General features: G+C 64.5%; 20 protein-coding genes. 6 read left to right on the forward strand and 14 right to left on the reverse strand.

Annotated features, from left to right (window positions below):
• The first annotated feature begins 51 nt into the window (after positions 1-51).
• The 5 genes from CWO91_RS12550 to CWO91_RS12570 are packed head-to-tail and all read left to right on the forward strand — an operon-like array spanning position 52 to position 4,992.
• Entirely contained in the window at positions 52-1,338 is a 1,287-nt protein-coding gene (locus tag CWO91_RS12550) for an ABC transporter substrate-binding protein (RefSeq protein WP_130213730.1), read from the forward strand.
• The gene (locus tag CWO91_RS12555) at positions 1,335-2,258 is read left to right on the forward strand and encodes a carbohydrate ABC transporter permease (RefSeq protein ID WP_165405392.1); all 924 of its coding nucleotides are present in this window, start codon (positions 1,335-1,337) and stop codon (positions 2,256-2,258) included. Before CWO91_RS12550 ends, CWO91_RS12555 begins: the two co-directional genes overlap by 4 nt.
• Entirely contained in the window at positions 2,251-3,108 is an 858-nt protein-coding gene (locus tag CWO91_RS12560; protein ID WP_165405393.1) for a carbohydrate ABC transporter permease, read from the forward strand. Before CWO91_RS12555 ends, CWO91_RS12560 begins: the two co-directional genes overlap by 8 nt.
• Before the next feature lie 10 nt (positions 3,109-3,118).
• Positions 3,119-4,228, forward strand: a complete 1,110-nt coding sequence (locus CWO91_RS12565; protein WP_130213733.1) for an ABC transporter ATP-binding protein — start codon at positions 3,119-3,121, stop codon at positions 4,226-4,228.
• Positions 4,225-4,992, forward strand: coding sequence for an SDR family NAD(P)-dependent oxidoreductase (locus CWO91_RS12570; RefSeq protein WP_130213734.1), 768 nt, complete (start codon positions 4,225-4,227; stop codon positions 4,990-4,992). Before CWO91_RS12565 ends, CWO91_RS12570 begins: the two co-directional genes overlap by 4 nt.
• Here the strand turns inward: CWO91_RS12570 and lpxB are convergent.
• The 3 genes from lpxB to lpxA are packed head-to-tail and all read right to left on the reverse strand — an operon-like array spanning position 4,989 to position 7,838.
• Positions 4,989-6,173 carry a lipid-A-disaccharide synthase gene (gene lpxB, locus CWO91_RS12575; protein WP_130213735.1) on the reverse strand — a complete coding sequence of 395 codons (1,185 nt, stop codon included), beginning with the start codon at positions 6,171-6,173 and terminating at the stop codon, positions 4,989-4,991. The two genes, CWO91_RS12570 and lpxB, sit on opposite strands and share 4 nt — an antisense overlap.
• Positions 6,170-7,027, reverse strand: coding sequence for an LpxI family protein (locus CWO91_RS12580; protein ID WP_165405394.1), 858 nt, complete (start codon positions 7,025-7,027; stop codon positions 6,170-6,172). The genes lpxB and CWO91_RS12580 overlap by 4 nt, the downstream gene beginning before the upstream one ends.
• A gap of 19 nt (positions 7,028-7,046) precedes the next feature.
• Positions 7,047-7,838 (reverse strand): acyl-ACP--UDP-N-acetylglucosamine O-acyltransferase, encoded by a 792-nt coding sequence (lpxA, locus tag CWO91_RS12585; protein ID WP_130213737.1) that lies wholly within the window; start codon positions 7,836-7,838, stop codon positions 7,047-7,049.
• A 177-nt stretch (positions 7,839-8,015) separates the two neighbouring features.
• Here lpxA and CWO91_RS12590 point away from each other — a divergent pair, with 177 nt between their 5' ends.
• Positions 8,016-8,360 (forward strand): KTSC domain-containing protein, encoded by a 345-nt coding sequence (locus tag CWO91_RS12590; protein ID WP_130213746.1) that lies wholly within the window; start codon positions 8,016-8,018, stop codon positions 8,358-8,360.
• Between the two features lie 6 nt (positions 8,361-8,366).
• On the opposite strand, the gene fabZ is transcribed toward CWO91_RS12590, so the two are convergent.
• From fabZ to CWO91_RS12645, 11 genes are all read right to left on the reverse strand, one after another.
• Positions 8,367-8,828, reverse strand: a complete 462-nt coding sequence (gene fabZ, locus CWO91_RS12595) for a 3-hydroxyacyl-ACP dehydratase FabZ (protein ID WP_091885814.1) — start codon at positions 8,826-8,828, stop codon at positions 8,367-8,369.
• The gene (gene lpxD / locus CWO91_RS12600; protein WP_130213738.1) at positions 8,825-9,892 is read right to left on the reverse strand and encodes a UDP-3-O-(3-hydroxymyristoyl)glucosamine N-acyltransferase; all 1,068 of its coding nucleotides are present in this window, start codon (positions 9,890-9,892) and stop codon (positions 8,825-8,827) included. The genes fabZ and lpxD overlap by 4 nt, the downstream gene beginning before the upstream one ends.
• Before the next feature lie 125 nt (positions 9,893-10,017).
• The gene (bamA, locus tag CWO91_RS12605) at positions 10,018-12,552 is read right to left on the reverse strand and encodes an outer membrane protein assembly factor BamA (RefSeq protein ID WP_130213739.1); all 2,535 of its coding nucleotides are present in this window, start codon (positions 12,550-12,552) and stop codon (positions 10,018-10,020) included.
• A gap of 177 nt (positions 12,553-12,729) precedes the next feature.
• Positions 12,730-13,881 (reverse strand): RIP metalloprotease RseP, encoded by a 1,152-nt coding sequence (rseP, locus tag CWO91_RS12610; RefSeq protein ID WP_130213740.1) that lies wholly within the window; start codon positions 13,879-13,881, stop codon positions 12,730-12,732.
• Between the two features lie 44 nt (positions 13,882-13,925).
• Positions 13,926-15,149, reverse strand: a complete 1,224-nt coding sequence (gene dxr, locus CWO91_RS12615; protein WP_130213741.1) for a 1-deoxy-D-xylulose-5-phosphate reductoisomerase — start codon at positions 15,147-15,149, stop codon at positions 13,926-13,928.
• A gap of 4 nt (positions 15,150-15,153) precedes the next feature.
• Entirely contained in the window at positions 15,154-15,996 is an 843-nt protein-coding gene (locus tag CWO91_RS12620) for a phosphatidate cytidylyltransferase (protein WP_130213742.1), read from the reverse strand.
• Positions 15,993-16,751: an isoprenyl transferase gene (locus CWO91_RS12625; RefSeq protein ID WP_091885831.1), complete on the reverse strand. Its 759-nt coding sequence runs from the start codon at positions 16,749-16,751 to the stop codon at positions 15,993-15,995. Before CWO91_RS12625 ends, CWO91_RS12620 begins: the two co-directional genes overlap by 4 nt.
• 12 nt (positions 16,752-16,763) lie before the next feature.
• On the reverse strand, positions 16,764-17,327 hold the full coding sequence (frr, locus tag CWO91_RS12630; protein ID WP_091885834.1) for a ribosome recycling factor: 564 nt from the start codon (positions 17,325-17,327) through the stop codon (positions 16,764-16,766).
• Between the two features lie 66 nt (positions 17,328-17,393).
• Complete coding sequence (gene pyrH, locus CWO91_RS12635) at positions 17,394-18,110, reverse strand: UMP kinase (protein WP_130213743.1); 717 nt, start codon at positions 18,108-18,110, stop codon at positions 17,394-17,396.
• A gap of 61 nt (positions 18,111-18,171) precedes the next feature.
• Positions 18,172-19,095, reverse strand: a complete 924-nt coding sequence (gene tsf / locus CWO91_RS12640; protein WP_130213744.1) for a translation elongation factor Ts — start codon at positions 19,093-19,095, stop codon at positions 18,172-18,174.
• 133 nt (positions 19,096-19,228) lie between these two features.
• On the reverse strand, positions 19,229-20,224 hold the full coding sequence (locus CWO91_RS12645) for a 30S ribosomal protein S2 (RefSeq protein ID WP_130213745.1): 996 nt from the start codon (positions 20,222-20,224) through the stop codon (positions 19,229-19,231).
• Positions 20,225-20,528: the final 304 nt, after the last annotated feature.

The following is a 20,528-nucleotide window of genomic DNA, read 5'->3' on the forward strand; positions in this document are numbered from 1 at the left end:
CTGAGCCGTGCGGCCTCAACGCGCAAAGCACTCAACACGGGAGGAACTGCCATGCCGATCACAACAACAAGGCGCCGTCTGCTCGCTGGATCTGCTGCCGCACTCGCGCTGCCGGCATTTGCCCGCGCCCAGGGCGCGGTCAAGCCGCGCCTGACCGCGATCTCGCAATGGTCCGCAGGCAGCGATGGGGCGGCGATCACGGCGCTCGGGAAGAAATTCGAGGAGAAAGGCGGCGTTTGGCAGCACTCGCCCGTCCCCGGCTTCACCACCGAGATGATGAACAAGCTGCGTGCTCAGATCATGGCCGGAGATCCACCGGCCTGCTCGCAACTTAAAGGTCCCGAGATTGCAGCCTGGTCGAAGATTGCCCCGACCGTCGATCTTGACGCCGTCGTCGCTGCCGCTGCTTACGAAAAGGTCGTCGCTCCAGACCTTGCACGATTGCATAAGCCGGCGGGCAAATGGATCGCGCTGCCGCTGCAGATCTACAGCACCAACATGCTGTTCCTGTCCAAACGCGCGATGGACAAGGCCAAGGCCGACAAGATCCCCGTCACCTGGGCAGACTTCAATGAGCTTGCTGAAAAGATGAAAGCGGGCGGGGTCACCTATCCCATCGCCAACGGTGGTACCCGCCCGGACGACGGACAAAAATTCGAGGCTTCTCTGGCGGGCATCAGTCCCACCGCATACCGCGCAGCCGTTATGACTCTGGACAAGAAGGCTCTGGAGGGTCCCGAGATCAAGGCCGCGTTCGCACAGGTGCGCAAGATCGCCGACTGGATGGACCCCAACGTCGGCGCCCAACACTTTTCGACGAACCTGAAGCGCTTCGTCGACGGCGACATGGGCATGATGATCATGGGCGGATGGGCGCAGGGCGTATTACGCAATGCCGGTTTCAAGTTCGACGACTTCATGATTGCGCCGGGCCCCAGCGACAATGGCAAGCCGGTGTTCCTGTTGAACGCCGATGCGTTCATCTTCTGGCAGCGCAAGGAGCCCGACCTCCAGGCCGGTCAGACGTTGATGGCTCAGCTCGTCATGGATCCGGCGATCCAGACGATGTATTCGCAGATTACCGGATCGATACCCGTGCGCACCGATGTCGATCTTTCCGGTGAAGGCTGGTCGGACGGCCAACGGCGGACCGCAGCAGCTTTGAAAGACGCTATTGCCAGCAATCAGGCGGTTCTGAGCCTTGCGCACAATATGGCCCAGGAAAACGGAATGACCGCGGCGATGATCGACGTGATCACGGAATACGTGAAGAACAAGACGATCAAGCCGGAGCAAGCGGTCACCCGCCTTGCCGATGCCATCGAGAGCGCACGTTGACCCAAGCCGTCGCGACAAGACCGGGCCGGCCGGCGATTTCTGATGTGGTGCGCCGGCTGCCCGAATATCTGATGATCTGGGTGCCGCTACTGCTGTCCGCCGTGCACCTCGTGTCGTTCTCGCTGTGGACGATCTGGATATCATTCACGCCATCCACTCTGGTTCCGGTGTCGGGCTGGGTGGGGTTGCGCAACTACACGGCGGTCGCGGCATCGCGGAACTGGCAGATCGCCTTCGACAATTTACTGCTGTTTGGCAGCGCTTTCGTGCTGCTGAGCGCGGCGACCGGCCTCATCCTTGCGATCCTGCTGGATCAGCGCATTCGCGGCGAGAACCTGCTCCGATCCATCTTCCTCTACCCCCTCGCGGTGTCGTTCGTGGTCACCGGCACGGTCTGGAGTTGGCTGCTCAATCCTGGCCTTGGGATCCAGAAGCTGGTCCATGACCTCGGCTGGACCTCCTTCAAGTTCGACTGGCTGATCGACCGCGACATGGCCATCTGGACCATTGTTATCGCTGCCATCTGGCAATCCTCGGGCTTCGCCATGGCGCTCTTCCTTGCCGGCCTTCGCTCGGTCGATGCCGACCTCATCAAGGCTGCGCAGATCGACGGCGCAGGACCGGTCCGAATGTACCGGCGCGTCCTTCTGCCGACGCTTTGGCCGATCACCATCACCGTCGTCGTGATCCAGTTGCAGTTCGCGATTTCGGCTTTCGACCTCGTCCGCGCGCTCACCAACGGGGGGCCGGGAATCGCGACCCAGCTGCCGGCACTCGTCGTCTACGACCTGATGTTCCAGCGCAGCCTGCTCGGCCGGGGCGCGGCGGCGGCGGTGCTCATGTTGCTCATTCTTCTCGCGGTGCTGCTGCCGTATGCAGGGTGGCATTATGTCCAGCGGCGGCGGGCGACCCATGCGTGACCGAACCTTCGCACCAAGCCGGATTTTGATCTATCTCAGTGTTTCGCTGATCGCTGCAGCATGGCTCGCGCCATTGGCTGTTGTCGTCCTGAACTCGCTCCGCACCAACGAGGAGATCGCGCAGGCCTCGATGATCGGCTGGCCGCAGCAATGGGCCTGGAGCAATTACGCCGTAGCCTGGAGCGGCTTCTGCGTCGCCGAGACCTGCGCCGGCATCCGGCCGTACATGCTGAACTCCGCGCTCGTCACGATTCCTGCGACGATTTTCTCGACCATGCTCGGTGCGATCGCCGGTTATGCCGTGTCGCTCTGGCGTTTTCGCGGCGACAGCTGGGTCTACGGCATCGTGACCCTTGGCCTCTTCCTTCCGCAGCAGATGCGTCTGCTTCCCTGGACCATCGTGCTGCGAGACATCGGTCTCATCAACACGCTGGCGGGCCTCGTGCTGATTCACACCATCCAGGGACTCTCCTTCACGACGCTGTTCTGCCGAAACTACTATGTGGCCATTCCCCACGAATTGATCAGGGCCGCGCGCATCGATGGCGCCGGATTCTTTCGTATTTTCTGGCGCATCATTCTGCCGCTCTCGCCTCCCATCCTGATCGTCACCGTGATCTGGCAGTTCACGCACATCTGGAACGAGTTCCTCTACGGCGTGACGTTCACGAGCGGCCAACAGCAGCCCGTCACGGCTGCTCTCATCGCGCTATCTGCTGCAGTTGCGGATATCCCGCAGCATGGCGTGCAGAGCGCAGCGGTGATCATCGCAGCGCTGCCCACATTGTTGATCTATCTCCTCGGCGGCAGGTACTTCGTACGCGGCCTGACGGCCGGCGCAGTGAAATGATGGATTTGTCATGGCAGCATTGAGCATTCGCACGCTCTCCAAGCGCTACGCCAATCTGGAGGTGCTGAAGGGCATCGATCTCGACATCGAGAGCGGCGAATTCACCGTGTTGGTCGGGCCGTCCGGCTGCGGCAAGTCCACGCTGCTCAACATCGTCGCCGGGCTCGACCGACCGAGCGCGGGGACGATCGAGATTGGCGGACGCGTCGTCAACGACATCCCGCCCAAGGACCGCGACATCGCCATGGTGTTCCAGTCCTACGCGCTCTATCCCTCGATGACGGTGCGCCAGAACATCACCTTCGGCATGGAATGCCGCCATGTGCCTAAGGCCGAGCAGGAGAAGGCGGTCGCGAACGTGGCGAAGCTGCTCCAGATCGAGCCGCTGCTCGGCCGCAAGCCATCACAATTGTCCGGCGGCCAGCGCCAGCGCGTGGCGATGGGCCGCGCGTTGGTGCGCAATCCCCTGCTCTTCCTGTTCGACGAGCCGCTGTCCAATCTCGACGCCAAGCTGCGCGTCGAGATGCGGATGGAGATCAAGCGGCTGCACCAGCGTATCGGCGCCACCATCGTCTATGTCACCCACGACCAGATTGAGGCGATGACGATGGCGACGCGGATCGCAGTGATGCATCAGGGCAGCGTGCAGCAATTCGCCGACCCCGATACCGTGTACCGCTACCCCGCCAATCTGTTCGTCGCGCGTTTCATGGGCTCGCCGCCGATGAACACCGTGCCGGCGCGGCTCGAGACCGGGAATGACGGGCCGGTGGTCGTGATCGGTGCGGGGCGGCCGGACGAGGTTCGCCTGCGCCTGAGGGGATATGAGGCCGCAGCATCCTTCGTCGGTCGCGAGGTGGTGTTCGGGATCAGGCCGGAATGCATTGCCGAAGGAAGCCGCGCGTTTTCCGGCGATGCGCCTGTCCTCGTCAACGCACCGGTGGAAATGGTCGAGCCAACCGGTGCCGAGACGATGGTGTTGCTGCGGCTTGGGGGCGAGCCCGCGATGGCGCGAATCTCGCCCGATATCCGCCCCACGCTCGGCGCGTCCGCCTCTTTCGCGCTCGACACGCGGCGCATTTGCCTGTTCGACCCCGAGACGGAGCGACTGATCGCATGACGAAGACGACCTATTCAGGCCTTGCGGGCCGCGTGGTGTTGATCACCGGCGGCGCCAGCAGCATCGGCGCCGCCTTCGTACGGGCTTTCGCGTCCCAGGGCGCCCGCGTCGCCTTCCTCGACATCGACACGAATGCGGGTGAAGCGCTGGCGCGGCAGGTGGCGGCCGCGGGCCGGACCGCACCGCTGTTCGTGCCCTGCGATCTCCTGGACATCGACGCCTTGCGCACCGCGATGGCGGAGGTCCACCGTTCGCTCGGCGATGCCGCCGTTCTCGTCAACAACGCCGCCAACGATCAACGCCAGGTTCTTTCCGAGGTGACGCCGGCCGAGTTCGACTGGATGATCGGCGTCAATCTCAAGCACGTCTTCTTCGCGGCGCAGGCGGTGGTGCCGCAGATGCAGGCGCGCGGCGGCGGCTCGATCATCAACATGTCGTCGATCGCCTGGATCCGCGGCGCCCCGGCGCTGCCGGTCTATGCCGCCGCGAAAGCGGCGATCGTCGGCTTCACCAACTCGCTGGCCCGGTCGGTCGGCCCCGACCGCATTCGCGTCAACGCGATTGCACCGGGCATGGTGATCACCGAGCGCCAGCGCCGGCTGTGGTATCCGGACGAGCAGGCCATCGCCGAGATGCGCGCGCGTCAGGCCCTTCCCGATGCGGTGACGCCCGACGACATCGCCAACATGGCGCTGTTCCTCGCCTCCGACGAGAGCCAGCGCATCACCAGCCAGTGTTTTCGGGTCGACGGCGGTCTCGGCTAGCTCGCTCGCCTGCCCTTGCGCATCGTCGCGAGCACGATGTCGGCGGCGAGCACGCTCGGCGATTTGTTGCCGGTCGACATGATCTGATCGAGCCGGGCGAAGGCTTCGACCTGCTCCCGGCGCAGCGGCGAATCCGTCAGCAGGGCGGCGAGCGCCGGTGCCAGCTTCTCGGGCGTGCAGTCCTCCTGCAAGAATTCCGGAATGACGTCCTTGCCGATCACGAGATTGGCGAGGATCACCGAGGAGACGCGGATCGCGCGGCGCAGGATGAAGGCCTCGATGGCGCCGACGCGATAGGCCGTCACCATCGGAATGCCCGACAGCGCGAGCTCCAGCGTCACCGTGCCGGACTTCGCCAGCGCCGCGTGGGCAATGCGGAAGGCGGCGCGCTTCTCGTTCTCGCCGATCACGATTTGCGGCTTGACCGGCCAATTCGCGATGCCCTCGCGGATGGTCGCTTCGAGATGCGGCATGGTCGGCAGCATCAGTTCGAACACGCGCCCCTCCGCCTGCAACCGGCCGAGCGTCGCGCCAAACACCTCGAGGTGATGCCGGATCTCGCTGCGACGGCTGCCGGGCAGCACCAGGAGCACCGGCGGCTCACTGTTGCGGCGCTTCTGTTCCTCCGCGTTCGGCCGCAGCGAGCCCAATTGCTCGACCAGGGGATGGCCGACATAGCTGCATGGCGGCCCGCCGAGCTTGCGGTATTCCTCCGGCTCGAACGGCAAGAGGCCGAGCACATGGTCGACATAGCCGAGCATGGTCCGCGCCCGTCCCGGCCGCCACGCCCACAGCTGCGGCGAGACGTAATCGACGATCGGAATCGCCGGACTGCGCGAACGCACGCGGCGGGCGACGCGATGGGTGAAATCGGGGCTGTCGATGATGACGAGCGCGTCAGGCGCAGCCTCGGTCACGGCCTCGGCCGTCTTACGGATCAGCCGCAGGATTTTCGGCAATTGCTGAATGACGGCGGCGAAGCCGACGATGGAGAGCTCCTCGATCGGAAACAGGGTCTCGAGCCCCTCGCGCGCCATGCTGCGGCCGCCGACGCCTTCGAACTGCACACCGTCACCGAGGCGCTGGCGCAGCACCTTCATCAAGGCACTGCCGAGCCGGTCGCCGGATTCCTCCGTGGCGATCAGGAAGATCTTGCGCTTGGGATCGCGGCCCTGCATCACGCCGGCAGGCCGATGACGAAGAGATATTTTGCGTCGGCGAGCGCGATCATCGCCTGCGGCTCGGCCGCAATCGTATTGCCGGCGATGACGGCGATGCCGGCAAGGCCGGCCTTGGCGACGCCTTCGATGGTGCGCGGGCCGATCGTCGGCAGGTCGAAGCGCAGATCCTGGCCGCTCTTCGGCGCCTTCACCAGCACACCACGGCCCATGGCCGCGCGGATGCGGCCCTCCTCACGCAGCCGCGCGACGCGGGCGAGCAGCGCGTCAGTGCCCTCGATGTCCTCGACCGCCACGACATGGCCGTCGATCACCACCGCGGCCTGACCGATGTCGAACGGACCGAGCGCGGTCAACACCGCCCGGCCGCGCTCGATGTCGGTCTTGCCAGTGTCGCTCGGCCAGGCGCGGCTGATGCAGCCCTCGGGCATCAGCAGATCGGGCGCGACATCCTTGATGCCGACCATGCGAAAGCCGTCCTGCTCGAGGATACGGCCGACACCGGACAGCAGATGATCGTCGCCGCCGCGGAAGGCGCGAATGACGTTGCCGAGCAGGCGCAGCGTCTTGACGTCGAACCGGATCTCCGAGAGCGACGGCCGCACCAATGTGCCGATGAAGATCAGGTCGCGGCAGCCTTCTTCGCGAAACAGCCGCATCGCGCGGCCGAGCTGGCCGACCGAGATCCAGCGGTGGCGGAATTTCTCCACCCGCGCCGGATCGCAGGCCCCGCGCAGCGGAAACAGCACCGGCGTGATGCCGCGCGCGGCGAGCGACTCGGCGACCGCAAACGGCATCGCGCCGCCGCCAGCAACCACGCCGATCGGCGATGAAACCTCTGAAGCCGCCGATGTCATGCCCGCGGCCATCCCAAGATTACTTCGCGATGGCGGGAAGACAGAGCGGACGCTTGCCCTTGCCGATGAAGTCGAGGATTTCGGCGATCGCAGGGTCTTCGCCCGCGAGCGGCCGCACCGCCACCAGCCGCTCGGCGAAAGTGCCGGGACCATGGAAGAGTTTTTGGTAGAACCCACGCACGGTCGCAAGCCGCTGCTTGGTGAACTTGCGCCGCTTCATGCCGATCAGATTGAGGCCTTCCAGCACTGCATATTGGCCGTTGACGAGGCCGAACGGGATGATGTCGTCGCGAACGCCGCACACGCCGCCGACCATGACCTGCGGGCCGATGCGGGTGAACTGGTGCACTGCGGACAGGCCGCCGATGAAGACAAAGTCGCCGATCTCGCAGTGGCCGCCGAGCGTTGCCGACGTCGCGAAGATCACGTCATTGCCGACATGGCAGTCGTGGCCGACATGGCTGCAGTTCATGAAATACCCGCGGTCCCCAACCGTGGTGACGCCGCCGCCTGCGACGGTGCCAGCATTCATGGTCACGGATTCGCGGATGGTGCAGCCCGAGCCGATCTTGAGCTGAGTTAGCTCGCCACGATAGCTGAGCGATTGCGGCGGCGTGCCGAGCGAGGCGAACGGGTAAATGGTGCAACCGTCACCGATCGTGGTCTGCGCCGTGATATGCACATGTCCGATCAGCTTGCAGTTCGCGCCGATCACGACGTTCTGGCCGATGATGCAATAGGGTCCGATCTCGGTGCCCTCGCCGATCACGGCGCCGTCCGCGACCCGTGCGGTGGGATCAATCTTGCTCATCAAGCCAATCTTACTCGTCAAGAAGGTCTGGTTATGTATTGAAGTCACTTGGTTTTCGGCTGGTTAGCGCGACTATGCCCGATCTGTCCAGTGACGTATCATCTCGGCCTGTTTCATGTGCCGGATGAGGCGGCCTTCCCGGCCCATCAACAGGTTCATGTGAAGCTTGAGGTTATCGTGGTCAGGACCCTGGCACTTCTGCTCGCCCAGCTCGCGACGGCTCCGATCGTGTCCGAGACGGTCGAGACCGGCGAACGCCGCCTCGTCGATCTCGGGACATTTGAATGCCGGGACATCACCCGCAGCACGGTGCTTCAGCGGGTCTGTTACGATCGCAAGCAGCAGGATCTGATTGTCGCGAACAACGGCGTCTATGAGCGCTATTGCGGCCTGACGGCCGAGACGGTCGAACGTCTCCTCGGCGCGCCCTCCATGGGGCGGTTCTTCAACCAAAATATCAAGCGCGAGGCGACCACCGGGCGCTATGCGTGCCGGACGCGCGAGCCGGCCCAGAGGGGGTGATCCCGCTCAGTCCGTCAGCATGGCGCCGACGTCGGCTTCCGCAACGATCTGCCCGTTGACCTTGGCATCGCCGTGAAACCACCACATGGCCTTGCGGCGGCCGAGCGAGCGCATGTGATACTCGATGGTATCGCCGGGCAGCACGGGCTTGCGGAACTTGCACTTGTCGATGGTCAGGAAATAGACCGCCCGCGGCTTCTCGGTGCCCTCGACCGACTTGATGCCAATCACGCCCGCGGTCTGCGCCATCGCCTCGATCATCATGACGCCGGGATAGACCGGGCGCTCGGGGAAGTGCCCCTGGAAGGCCGGCTCGTTGAAGGTGACATTCTTGATGCCGATGCCGCTGTAATCGGCGCGGATGTTGATCACGCGGTCGATCAGGAGCATCGGAAAGCGGTGCGGCAGGGTCTGGAGGATCGCGTTGATATCCACCAGTTCGAACTTAACAGGTGATTCCACCGTCATTCCCGTCCCTCGTCCTTCGCATCGGCCTTGCTGTCGCGCACCAGGCGCTCCACCGCGATGATCTCCTTGAACCACTGTTTGGTCGGCTTGGCGAAATGCCCGCCCCAGCGTCCGCCAGGCGGGATGTCGTCCTTGACGGCACTCATGGCGGTCACCTGAGCTCCGTCGCCGATCTTGAGGTGGTTGTTGATGCCAACCTTCGCTCCCAGCGCCACGTTGTCGCCGATCGTCAGGCTGCCGGCGAGGCCGATCTGGGCCGCCAGCAGGCAGTGCCGCCCGATCGTCACATTGTGGCCGATCTGGACCTGATTGTCGATTTTGGTCCCCTCGCCGATCACGGTGTCGCGCAAGGACCCGCGGTCGATCGTGGTGTTGGCGCCGACCTCGACGTCATTCTGGATCAGCACCCGCCCAGTCTGCGGCACCTTCAGGTGGCCCTCAGGGCCGAAGAAGATGAAGCCGTAACCGTCCTGGCCGATCGAGCAGCCCGGATGGATCAGCACGTTGTTGCCGATCAGGGCGCACTGGATGGCCGTGCGGGCCCCGACATTGCAGTCCCGGCCGATCTTGACGCCGGGGCCGATCACCGCGCCGACGCCGATCACGGTGCCGCTGCCGATCTCGGCGTCCGGGCCGATCACGGCCAGAGGATCGACGATGACGCCGTCCTCCAACCGGGCCGTGGGATCGATGATGGCGGAAGATGCGATGCCGTCATTGCCGACCCAGGATTGCGGCCTGAGCGCGTCTCCGTGCCATTCCCGCGCGATCCTGACGAAGGCACGGAACGGCTGCGCCACCCGCAGCACCGCCACGTGCGCGGGCACCTCGGCCTCGAAGCGCGGGCTCACGAGGCAGGCTCCGGCCCGGGTCGCCTTGAGCTGATCAGCATATTTCAGGTTGTCGAAGAACGCCAGATGCATCGGGCCGGCTTCGTCGAGCGAAGCAAGACCCGTGATGATCCGGCCGCCCCTTTCGGGGTCGACCAGCTGCGCCTTGGTCAGCGTGGCAATTTCAGCCAACGCCGAGGCAGTCGGTTTTGTGAAGAAGGTCGGCTGCGCCATTCCACCCCGTCGCGGTCCGGCTTCGGCATGAAGCGGTCAGCCCGCATCATGCCTCATCTCCAGGATTGGCACGATCCCTTTCGGAAACCGGCTCCAGTGATCCGGATCGTGCCGTGCTGATCGAATTAGAACGTGGTGCCGCCGCCGAACCGGAACTCCTGCGTGCGGTCGTACTTGCCCTTGGTGAGCGGCACGGCGTAGTCGAAGCGCAGCGGGCCGAACGGCGACTGCCAGATCAGGCCGACACCGACCGACGTGCGGACCACCTTGCTGTCGTCATAAACGAGGCCGGTACAGGTTCCGGTGCTCGTCGGATTGATGGTCGACGGGATACAGCCCGGCAGATTGACCTCATTCGTGCCACCGACACCCGTCCAGCTCGTCGGTCCCTTGTAGTCATACAGGCCGCCGGCATCGGCATAGACCGCGCCCTTCAAACCCACTTCCTTGGGCAAGAACCAGAACGGCATCTGCAATTCGAGCGAAGCGCCCCAATACTTGGTGCCGCCGAGCGCGTCCTGCGTACCAAAGGGATTAAGGTCGCGCGGGCCGATGCCGTTCGGTGCGAAGCCGCGGACGAGGTTCGGGCCCATCTGGAAGTGGTCGAGCATCCGCAGATCATCGTTGACCTTGGTCAGAATACCGCCCTGGAGACGGACGATGCCGACGATGTCAGACACCAGCGGAGCGTAATACTTTCCGTCCGCAACGGTCTTCAGATAGCTGACGTCGCCGCCGACGCCGGCGAAATCCTGCCGGAAGTCGATGAGCAGACCATCGGTGGGGTTCTTGTTGTTGTCCAGCGTGTTGTAGGTCAGCGTGTAGCCGAGCGCCGAGGTCAGGGTCTTGCCGTTGGCGAGCTCCTTACGCACCGGCAGCGAGGCTTCGCCATCGCTGTAGCAACCAAGCGACGAGGTGTTCGAGGGGCTGGCCGGATTGCCGGCGGCAATGAAGGCCGGGCTCGGATTGTAGTTGGGGTCCCCGATGTTGTTGTTACAGTTCGCCAGGTAGCTCGGCAGCGTGATTTCCTGCTGGTAGATCGAGTAGCGCAGCTGAAGCGCCAGGTCTTCACGCAAGGAGAAGCCGAGGCGCGGCGAGAAGCCGAGCGTCTTGGTGCCGTAAGAGATGTAGCTGTTGGCCAGCTGCTGGCGCTGATAGAGGTCGAGGCCGAGCGCGACGCGGTAGTCCAGCAGATAGGGCTCGACGAACGACAGCGAGTAACCGCGCGCATACTGGCCATAGGTCACCGACGCCTTGGCGAACAGGCCGCGGCCGAGCAGATTGCGCTCGGAGATCGAGACTTCGGCCAGCGCGCCGTCAGTCGTGGAATAGCCGCCCGAGATCGAGAAGTCGCCGGTCGATTTCTCTTCCATGTCGACGATCAGGATCACGCGGTCGCTCGACGAGCCGGGCTCGGTCGTGATCTTCACGCTCTTGAAGTAGTCGAGGTTCTTCAGCCGCCGCTCGGCGCGATCGACCAGCGCGCGGTTGTAGGCATCGCCTTCCGAGATGTCGAACTCGCGGCGGATCACGTAGTCGCGCGTGCGGGTGTTGCCGCGCAGGTTGATGCGCTCGATATAGGTGCGCGGGCCCTCGTCGACGTTGAACACGACGGAGACGGTATGGGCCTCGAAATTGCGATCGCCACCGGGACGGACCACCGCGAAGGCATAACCGCGGCGCGAAGCCTCGATCTGCATCTCCTCGACTGACTTCTCGACCGATTCGACGTTGTAGAGCGAGCCGACATTGACGCGCGAGTACCCGCGCAGCGACGTGGGGTCGAAGTTCGGAATGCTGGAGCGGAAATCGACCGCGCCGACGCGGTATTGCGCGCCTTCCTCGATCTTGAAGGTGACGTTGAAGCCCTTCTTCTCCGGATCGTATTCGGTGAGCGCGGCCACGACTTGGACGTCGGCGAAGCCGTGCTTGAGATAGAAGCGGCGGATCAGGTCGCGGTCGGCCTCGACACGATCGGGATCGTAGATGTCGCCGCTGGCGAGGAAGCTCAGCAGGTTCGATTCGCGCGTCTTGATGACGTCGCGCAGGCGATAGGACGAGAATGCATTGTTGCCGACGAACTCGATCGACTTGACGCCGGTCTTGGCGCCCTCCTCGATCGTGAAGATCAGGTCGACGCGATTGTTCGGTTGCTCGATGATTTCAGGCGTGACGCGCACGTCATAGCGGCCGGACCGGCGATAGATCTCGGCGATTCGCAAGGTGTCGGACTGCACCATGGCGCGGGAGAAGGTGCCCCGTGCCTTGGACTGGACTTCAGCGGTGAGCTGCTCGTCCTTGATCTTTTTGTTGCCCTCGAAGGCGATGCGCCCGATCACCGGGTTTTCCACCACGGAGACGATGATCTGGCCGCCGGGGCCGCGATTGATCCTGACGTCCTGGAACAGGCCGGTCTCGATCAAGGCCTTGAGGCCGTCGTCGATGGCGCCTTGATCCAGGCGACCGCCCGGACCCGGCTTGAAATAGGAGCGGATCGTCTCCACCTCGACACGGCGATTTCCCTGGACGGAAATCGACTGCACGGTCTGAGCGAGCGCAGACGAAGACACGAAAACAGCCCCAACCGGGGCAACCACCGGCGCGCCGAACATGATCAGGGTTGCGAGCAAGCCCCCCCGGAGTCGCAGTCCAAACTTCATCGCGCAACGCGCCCTTATCATTCCGTACCAGACCCAACCCCAACGCCGATCTGGAAGATTCCCCAAGTTCAGGCCGCTTGTAGCCAATTTCACCGACGCCGCAAACGGCCGAACGCGCCGCAATTTCAATTTCATTCCAAGACGTTGCTCAACAGCAACGCCACAAAAAAGCCCCTATCAGGAAGCCGCCATCCGAAGGATGTCGTTGTAGGTCGCAAACACCATCAACATCAGCACCAAACCGAGCCCGATTCGGAACCCCATCTCCTGAGTCCGTTCGGACAGAGGCCGGCCGCGGACCACTTCCGCCGCGTAGAACATAAGGTGACCGCCATCGAGCAGCGGGATCGGGAACAAGTTCAACAGACCGATCGACACCGACAGCACCGCGCACAAATTGATCACGAACTGGAATCCGGCGCTGGCCGCCTGCCCCGACATCTTCGCTATTCCCAGAACGCCGCTGACCTCGTTGGGATTGCCGTTTCCGACGAACAACGAGCCCAGGAACTTGAAGGTGCTGGTGATGATGAACCAGACCTGCTCGACGCCGATCTTGAGCGCTTCGCCGACGCCCACCGGAGCGGTCGAGGCCTCACCGGCCTGCGACTTGTGCTCGACACCGAGCACGCCGACGCGATGGCGGTTGCCGAAGGGATCCTTGCGCTCGAGCAGCGCCGGGGTCGCGGTCAGCGACACGATCGCGCCGTCCCGCTTCACCTGGAACGCAAGCGCTGAACCCGCGCTCATCGCAACGATTCGCTGCATGTCGGCAAAGCTCTCGATCGGCTTGCCGTCGATCTGGACGACGACGTCCCCGACCTTGAAGCCGCCCGCCGCCGCAGCGCCGTCGGCAACGACGCCATCGACGCGCGCGATCGTGCTCGGCTTGCCGTAGTACAGCGCCATGGTGGCGAAGATCAGCGCGCCGAGGATGAAATTGGCGATCGGTCCGGCAGCGACGATGGCGGCGCGCGGGCCGACCTTCTTGTGGTGGAAGCTGCCTGCGCGCTCCTCGGCCGTCATGGCCGCGAGCGTCTGGGCCGACGGGGTCGAGGCCTCGCTCTCGTCGCCAAAAAACTTGACGTAGCCGCCAAGCGGAATCGCGGAGATCTTCCAGCGGGTTCCGTAACGGTCGTTGAAACCGACCAGCTCAGGCCCGAAACCGAGTGAAAAGGTCAAAACGCGAACGCCCGCCCAGCGCGCGACCAGGAAATGGCCGAGCTCGTGGAAGAACACGACGATGGTCAAGACGAACAGGAAGGGGATCGCGTAACCGAGGAGCCCATGGCTCAACATATTGAAACTATGGACAAAAAAGTCGATCATCGAATTCCCTCATCCAGCGCCGCAAGGCCCTGGCCCCGAACCATCTAGGATGCCTTTAAGGCAATTTGAGGCAATAGGGCGGCAGCTCTATTTCGCGCAACATGGTCAACGGAGATTGCATCATCGGCCGAGGTCATCGGAGCCTGGTTCCCGCTGCGGACCCAGTCGTCCAGCGTCGCCTCCACCAGCCGCGCGATCGCACCAAACCGGATCTTGCCGGCGATGAAGGCGGCGACCGCGACCTCGTTGGCAGCGTTGTAGACGGTGGTCGCTCCCTTCCCGGTCCGGAGCGAATCGTAGGCTAGGCGCAGGCCCGGGAACCGCTCGAAATCCGGCGCCTCGAAGGTCAGCTGGCCGATCTTGGCCAGGTCGAGCTTGGCCGCCGGCCCCTTGATGCGGTCGGGCCAGCCCAGGCAATGCGCGATCGGCGTCCTCATATCGGGCGCGCCGAGCTGGGCCACGACGGAGCAATCGGAAAATTCGACCATGCCGTGGATGATCGACTGCGGATGAACGAGGACGTCGATCTCGTCGGGCGCGAGCGCGAACAGATAGGACGCCTCGATCACCTCGAGCCCCTTGTTCATCATCGAGGCGGAATCGATCGTGATCTTCTGGCCCATGCTCCAATTGGGATGCTTCAGGGCCTGCTCGAGCGTGGCCTGCTCGATGTCGGCAGGCTTCCAGGTCCGGAACGGGCCGCCCGAGGCGGTGATGATGACGCGGACGAGTTCGTCGCGATTGCCTGAGCTCAGCGCCTGGAACAAAGCGTTGTGCTCGGAATCGGCCGGCAGGATGCAGGCGCCGGCCTTTGCCGCGCGCTGCATGAAGAAATCGCCGGCGCACACCAGGCATTCCTTGTTGGCGAGCGCGACATGCGCGCCGCGATCAACCGCGGCCAGGGCCGGCTTCAGTCCGGCGGCGCCGCTCACGGCCGCCATCACCCAATCGGCCGGACGCGCACCGGCCTCGATCACCGCGCTTTCGCCGGCGCCGCATTCGGTGCTGGTCCCGGCCAACGCGGCCTTGAGCTCGGCGAGCTTGGAGGTGTCGGCGATCGCGACGTAGCGCGCGGAGAATTCCTTCGCGAGCTTGGCCAGCGCTTCGACATTGCCGTTCGCCGTCAGCGCCTCGACACGGTAGCGCTCGGGCGCGGCGCGCAGCAAATCCATCGTGCTGTCGCCGATCGACCCAGTGGCGCCGAGAACCGTGACGCTGCGGACGGCAGACGCAGCAAGCCTGTTATTACGCAATGGGACTGCGCTCATATCCTCACCAAACCACAAGACCGCTTCCGGCGCTATGCACACCATGGCGGAGAAAGCCGATAATCCATGCCGCCAGGATGGCGGCGACAAACCCGTCCAGGCGGTCCATAAGTCCGCCATGGCCCGGAATTAAGTGACTGGAATCCTTGACGCCGAAGCGCCGCTTCACCGCCGATTCGAACAGATCGCCCAACGCCGATACCACCGACAGGATGGCGCTGACGAGCAGCAATGGTGCCATCTTTCCGAGCCCGCAAGCCGCGAAGCCTACCGCAACCAAGAGGCTCGCGACAAAGCCGCCGAGAGCGCCCGCCCAGGTCTTCTTCGGGCTCACGCGCGGCCACAGCTTCGGTCCACCGATGCTGCGGCCGGCGAAATAGCCGCCGATATCGGTCGCCCACACCACGAGCAGCACGAACATCAGAGCGGCGAAGCCGTTCACGAGATCCTGCCGCACCAGGATCGAGGCCAGCAGCGCCGCCGATGCATAGGCGAACCCGGCAGCTGCCCAGACGAACTTGCCCCGCGCGATCAGCGTCACGATCGCGCCGCCGATGAAGCCGGCAATGACGGCGGTCTTGAGCGCGCCGAAGGCAACGCAGAATCCCATGATCGCGATGACGATGGTCCCCGTCCCGGTCAGCGCGACCGAGCCCGCGCCCACCACCATGAGCCATTCCGCGAACAGTCCGATCGATACCAGGGTGACAAGAAGTGCCCACAACCAGCCGCCGGCGTAGGCGAGCGCAATGGCGAGCGGCGCCAGCACGAGCGCGGCGAGGATCCGCAGCACGAGATTTCTCGGGGCAGGCGCAGAGCCCGCCGGTGCGGCGTCGGGTTCGCTCACGAGGCGGTTTTCGCGACCAGGCCGCCGAAACGGCGCTCGCGCCTGGCAAATTCGGCGATCGCGCTTTCAAGCGCCGCCTTGTCGAAATCGGGCCAGTGGATCGGCACGAAGACGAGCTCGCTATAGGCGGCCTGCCACATCAGAAAGTTGGACAGGCGCTGCTCGCCGCTGGTGCGGATGATGAGATCGGGATCGGGAATGTCGGGCGCATCGAGATGCGCGCCAAGCGTCTCGGCGTCGATCGTGGCGGGATCCCGCCTGCCCTCTGCGACTTCGCGCGCGAGTTTCTGCGCGGCCTTCGCGATCTCTTGCCGCGAGCCGTAGTTGAAGGCGACGACGAGCGTGAGGCGCGTGTTGTCGCGCGTCAGTTCCTCCGCCTCGTTGAGGAGCGCGCAGATGTCGCTCTCGAGCCCTTCGCGCTCGCCGATGATGCGGACCTTGACGCCGTCGCGATGCAGGCTCGCCAGATCGTTGCGGATGAAGCGCCGCAGCAGGCCGAAGAGATCGCCGATCTCGCTCGCCGGGCGTGACCAGTTCTCCGAGGAGAACGAGAAGATGGTGAGATAGCGAATGCCGAGCTCGTGCGAGGCGCGCACCACGCGGCGCAACGCGTCCACGCCGCGGCGATGCCCTTCCGCACGCGGCAAGCCGCGCGCAGCCGCCCAGCGCCCGTTGCCATCCATGATGATGGCGACATGCGCAGGCGCGTCGGACCGGTCGGGTCCTTCCGTTGCGGGCGCGGCGGCGTTGGACATGAAGGCGATGCCTTAAACGGTGAGGATTTCTTTTTCCTTGGCGGCCAGCAGCTGGTCGATCTCGGTGATCGTGCCGTCGGTCGCCTTCTGCACCTCGTCGGCGTGACGCTTCTGGTCGTCCTCCGACATCTCGTGATTCTTCTCGAGCTTCTTGAGCACGTCGAGACCGTCGCGACGGACATGGCGCGCAGCGACCTTGGCGGCCTCCGCGTATTTGTGCGCGACCTTCACCAGCTCCTTGCGGCGCTCCTCGTTGAGCTCGGGAATACGCAGGCGCAGCACCTGGCCTTCGGTCGCGGGCGACAGGCCGAGGTTGGAATCGACGATCGCCTTCTCCACGGCCTTGACCATCGACTTGTCCCAGACCTGCACCGAGATCAGGCGCGGCTCCGGCACGCTGACGGTGGCGAGCTGATTGAGTGGCATGTGAGTGCCATAAGCGTCGACCTGCACCGGATCGAGCATCGAGGCGGAGGCGCGCCCCGTCCGCAGGCCGCCAAGCTCGTGCTTGAGGGACTGGACGGCGCCCTGCATGCGGCGCTTCACTTCGTTGAGGTCGAAACTACCCGTGGCCATCACGTTTCTCCTTCAAAATCCCGGCGACCGCTCCGCGCCCTTCTCTCGGGGCGCGACGACGAGCCGTCAGCCGGCGACAATGGTTCCGTGGCCGGCACCACGCAGAATCGCACCGATCGAACCCGACTGCGCGATCGAGAATACAATGATAGGCAGCGACGTCTCGCGGGCAAGCGCGAAGGCGGTGGCATCCATCACCTTGTAGTCGCCCTCGATGGCCTGCGAATGCGTCAGCCGGTCGAACCGCGTGGCGGTCGGATCCTTCTTCGGGTCGGCCGAGTAGACGCCGTCGACATTGGTCGCCTTCAGCACCGCCTGGGCGCCGATCTCGGCGGCGCGCAGCACCGCGGTCGTGTCGGTGGTGAAGAACGGATTGCCGGTTCCGCCGCCGAGCAGCACGATCCGGCCCTCGGCGAGGTATTTGTGCGCCGCGGTGCGGGTGAACAGCTCGGAAATCTCCGGCATGACGAAGGCCGACAGCGTGCGCGCGGGCGAGCCCTTGCGCTCGATCGCCGCTTCCAGCGCGAGGCAGTTCATCATGGTGGCGAGCATGCCCATGGTGTCGCCGGTCGGGCGCGATACGCCGCGGGAGGAGACCTCGACGCCGCGCACGATGTTGCCGCCGCCGATCACGACCGCCACCTCGGTGCCGAGCTTGCGGGCGGCGATCAGATCGTCCGCAACCCGGTCCACAGTCGGCTGGTCGATACCAAACCCCTGCTGTCCCGCGAGATATTCGCCGGACAGCTTGATCACGACGCGACGATAGACCGGATCAGTCATGAGCACTTTCCTTGTCCGGGCGCCGCTTCCGGCGGCACGCCGGAAGGAGGTGTTCCGGCGCTTACTTCTTGCCGCTGGCCGCCGCGACCTCGGCTGCGAAGTCGCTTTCCTGCTTCTCGATTCCCTCACCGAGAGCATAGCGCACAAAGCCCGCGATCTTCACAGGCCCGCCGACCTTGCCCTCGGCTTCCTTCACAGCCTGCGCCACCGACTTGCCGGTGTCGTGGATGAAGGCCTGCTCGAGCAGGCAGACTTCCTTGTAGTAGGTCTTGAGGCCGGACTCGACGATCTTCTCGATCACGTTCTCGGGCTTGCCCTGCTGGCGATATTTGTCGGCGAGCACGTCCTTCTCGCGCTTGACGACCGCCGGATCGAGGCCGGACGGGTCGAGCGCCAGCGGGTTGGCGGCGGCGACATGCATCGCGATCTGGCGACCGAGCGTTGCGAGCTCGTCGGCCTTGCCCGGCGATTCCAGCGCCACGATCACGCCCATCTTGCCGGCGCCGTCGACGACGGCACCGTGGACGTAGCTCGACACCACGCCCTGGCTGACTTCGAGCTGGGCGCCGCGGCGGAGCGTCATGTTCTCGCCGATTGTGGCGATCGCGTCATTGATCGCGGTCTCGATCGTGACATCGCCGACCTTGGCGGCCTTGATCTTCTCGACATCGGCGCCGACGTCGAACGCGACCTGAGCGATCATCTTGACCAGACCCTGGAACTGGCCGTTGCGCGCCACGAAATCGGTCTCGGAGTTGACCTCGACCACGACGCCCTTGGTGCCCTTGGTGAGCGCGCCAATCAGGCCCTCGGCCGCGACGCGGCCCGACTTCTTGGCGGCCTTCGACAGGCCCTTCTTGCGCAGCCAGTCCTGCGCCGCTTCCATGTTGCCGTCGTTTTCGGTCAGCGCGGCCTTGCAGTCCATCATGCCCGCGCCGGTCGACTCGCGCAGGTCCTTGACCATCGCAGCTGTGATCGTTGCCATCGTTGAAAATCCTTTGTGCCTGCCGGTTTGCCGCGGCGCGGCATCGAAGCGCCCCGCCGCGGTCCATCTCAGGAATTCGCGTCAACTGAAATGGTGGCCGGATCCTATCCGGCCAACCCATCGCTCTTTTTGACTATTCCGCTTCCGCGGTCAGCGCCTTGGCCTTGGCCACCCAGGCATCCGCGCGGCTCGGCAGACCGACTTCTTCGCCGATCGTGTGCGCGGTGTCGTGGTCGAGCTCGGCGAGCTGCCAGTAGTGGAAGATGCCGAGATCGTTGAACTTCTTCTCGATCGCACCCGACACGCCCGGGAGCTTCTTGAGGTCGTCCGCGGTGCCGCGGGGACCTGCAAGGCCCTGGAAACCGCTCGACGAGGGCGCCGGCAGCTCTTCGGCGAGCGGCTGGGCCGAGGCGCCGACATCGACGCCCGAATCGCCCTGGGCGCGCGAAATGCCGTCGATCGCCGCACGCGCAATGAGATCGCAGTACAGCGAAATGGCGCGGCCGGCGTCGTCATTGCCCGGCACCACATAGGTGATGCCCTTGGGGTCCGAATTGGTGTCGACGATCGCCGCGACCGGGATGTTGAGCCGCTGGGCTTCCTGGATCGCGATGTCTTCCTTGTTGGTGTCGATCACGAAGATCAGGTCGGGCAAACCGCCCATGTCCTTGATGCCACCGAGCGAACGATCGAGCTTGTCGCGCTCGCGCTGCAGCGTCAGGCGCTCCTTCTTCGTGTAGGAATTGGCTTCGCCGCCCGACAGCACGTCGTCGAGGTGACGCAGGCGCTTGATCGAGGCCGAGATCGTCTTCCAGTTGGTCAGCGTGCCGCCGAGCCAGCGCGAATTGACGAAATACTGCGCGCAGCGCTTGGCCGCATCGGCAACGCCGTCCTGCGCCTGGCGCTTGGTGCCGACGAACAGGATGCGGCCGCCCTTGGCAACCGTGTCGCTGACGGCCTGGAGGGCCTGGTGCAGCATCGGCACGGTCTGGGCGAGGTCGACGATGTGGATGTTGTTGCGGGTGCCGAAAATGAACGGTGCCATTTTCGGATTCCAGCGGTGAGACTGGTGACCAAAGTGCACGCCAGCTTCGAGCAGCTGACGCATGGTGAAATCAGGTAGCGCCATCGTTCTAATTCTCCGGTTGGTTCCTCCGGAAACGTGTGAGCAAAACGGAGCGTTCTCGCCCCGGTTGCCACCGGACGGCCTTGTGAGCCATGTTTCCGTGTGAGATGGCGCGCTATATAGCGCCATTTCGGCCAGAAGCAAGGAAATAAGGGCCTTTCGGGGGGCGGGTTTCGCCCGCCAGAGGCCCTTTTAGAGAGATCGGGCCGTGCCTTAGCACTTCGGCTGGTTCGGCGGGCACTTCTTTGCCGCCGGCGGCGGAGCCGCGGGGTGTGGCGGAGGCGCTGCCGGGCGGGGCGGTGGCGGA

It is taken from the genome of Bradyrhizobium genosp. SA-3 (assembly GCF_004212635.1).
GTDB lineage: Bacteria > Pseudomonadota > Alphaproteobacteria > Rhizobiales > Xanthobacteraceae > Bradyrhizobium.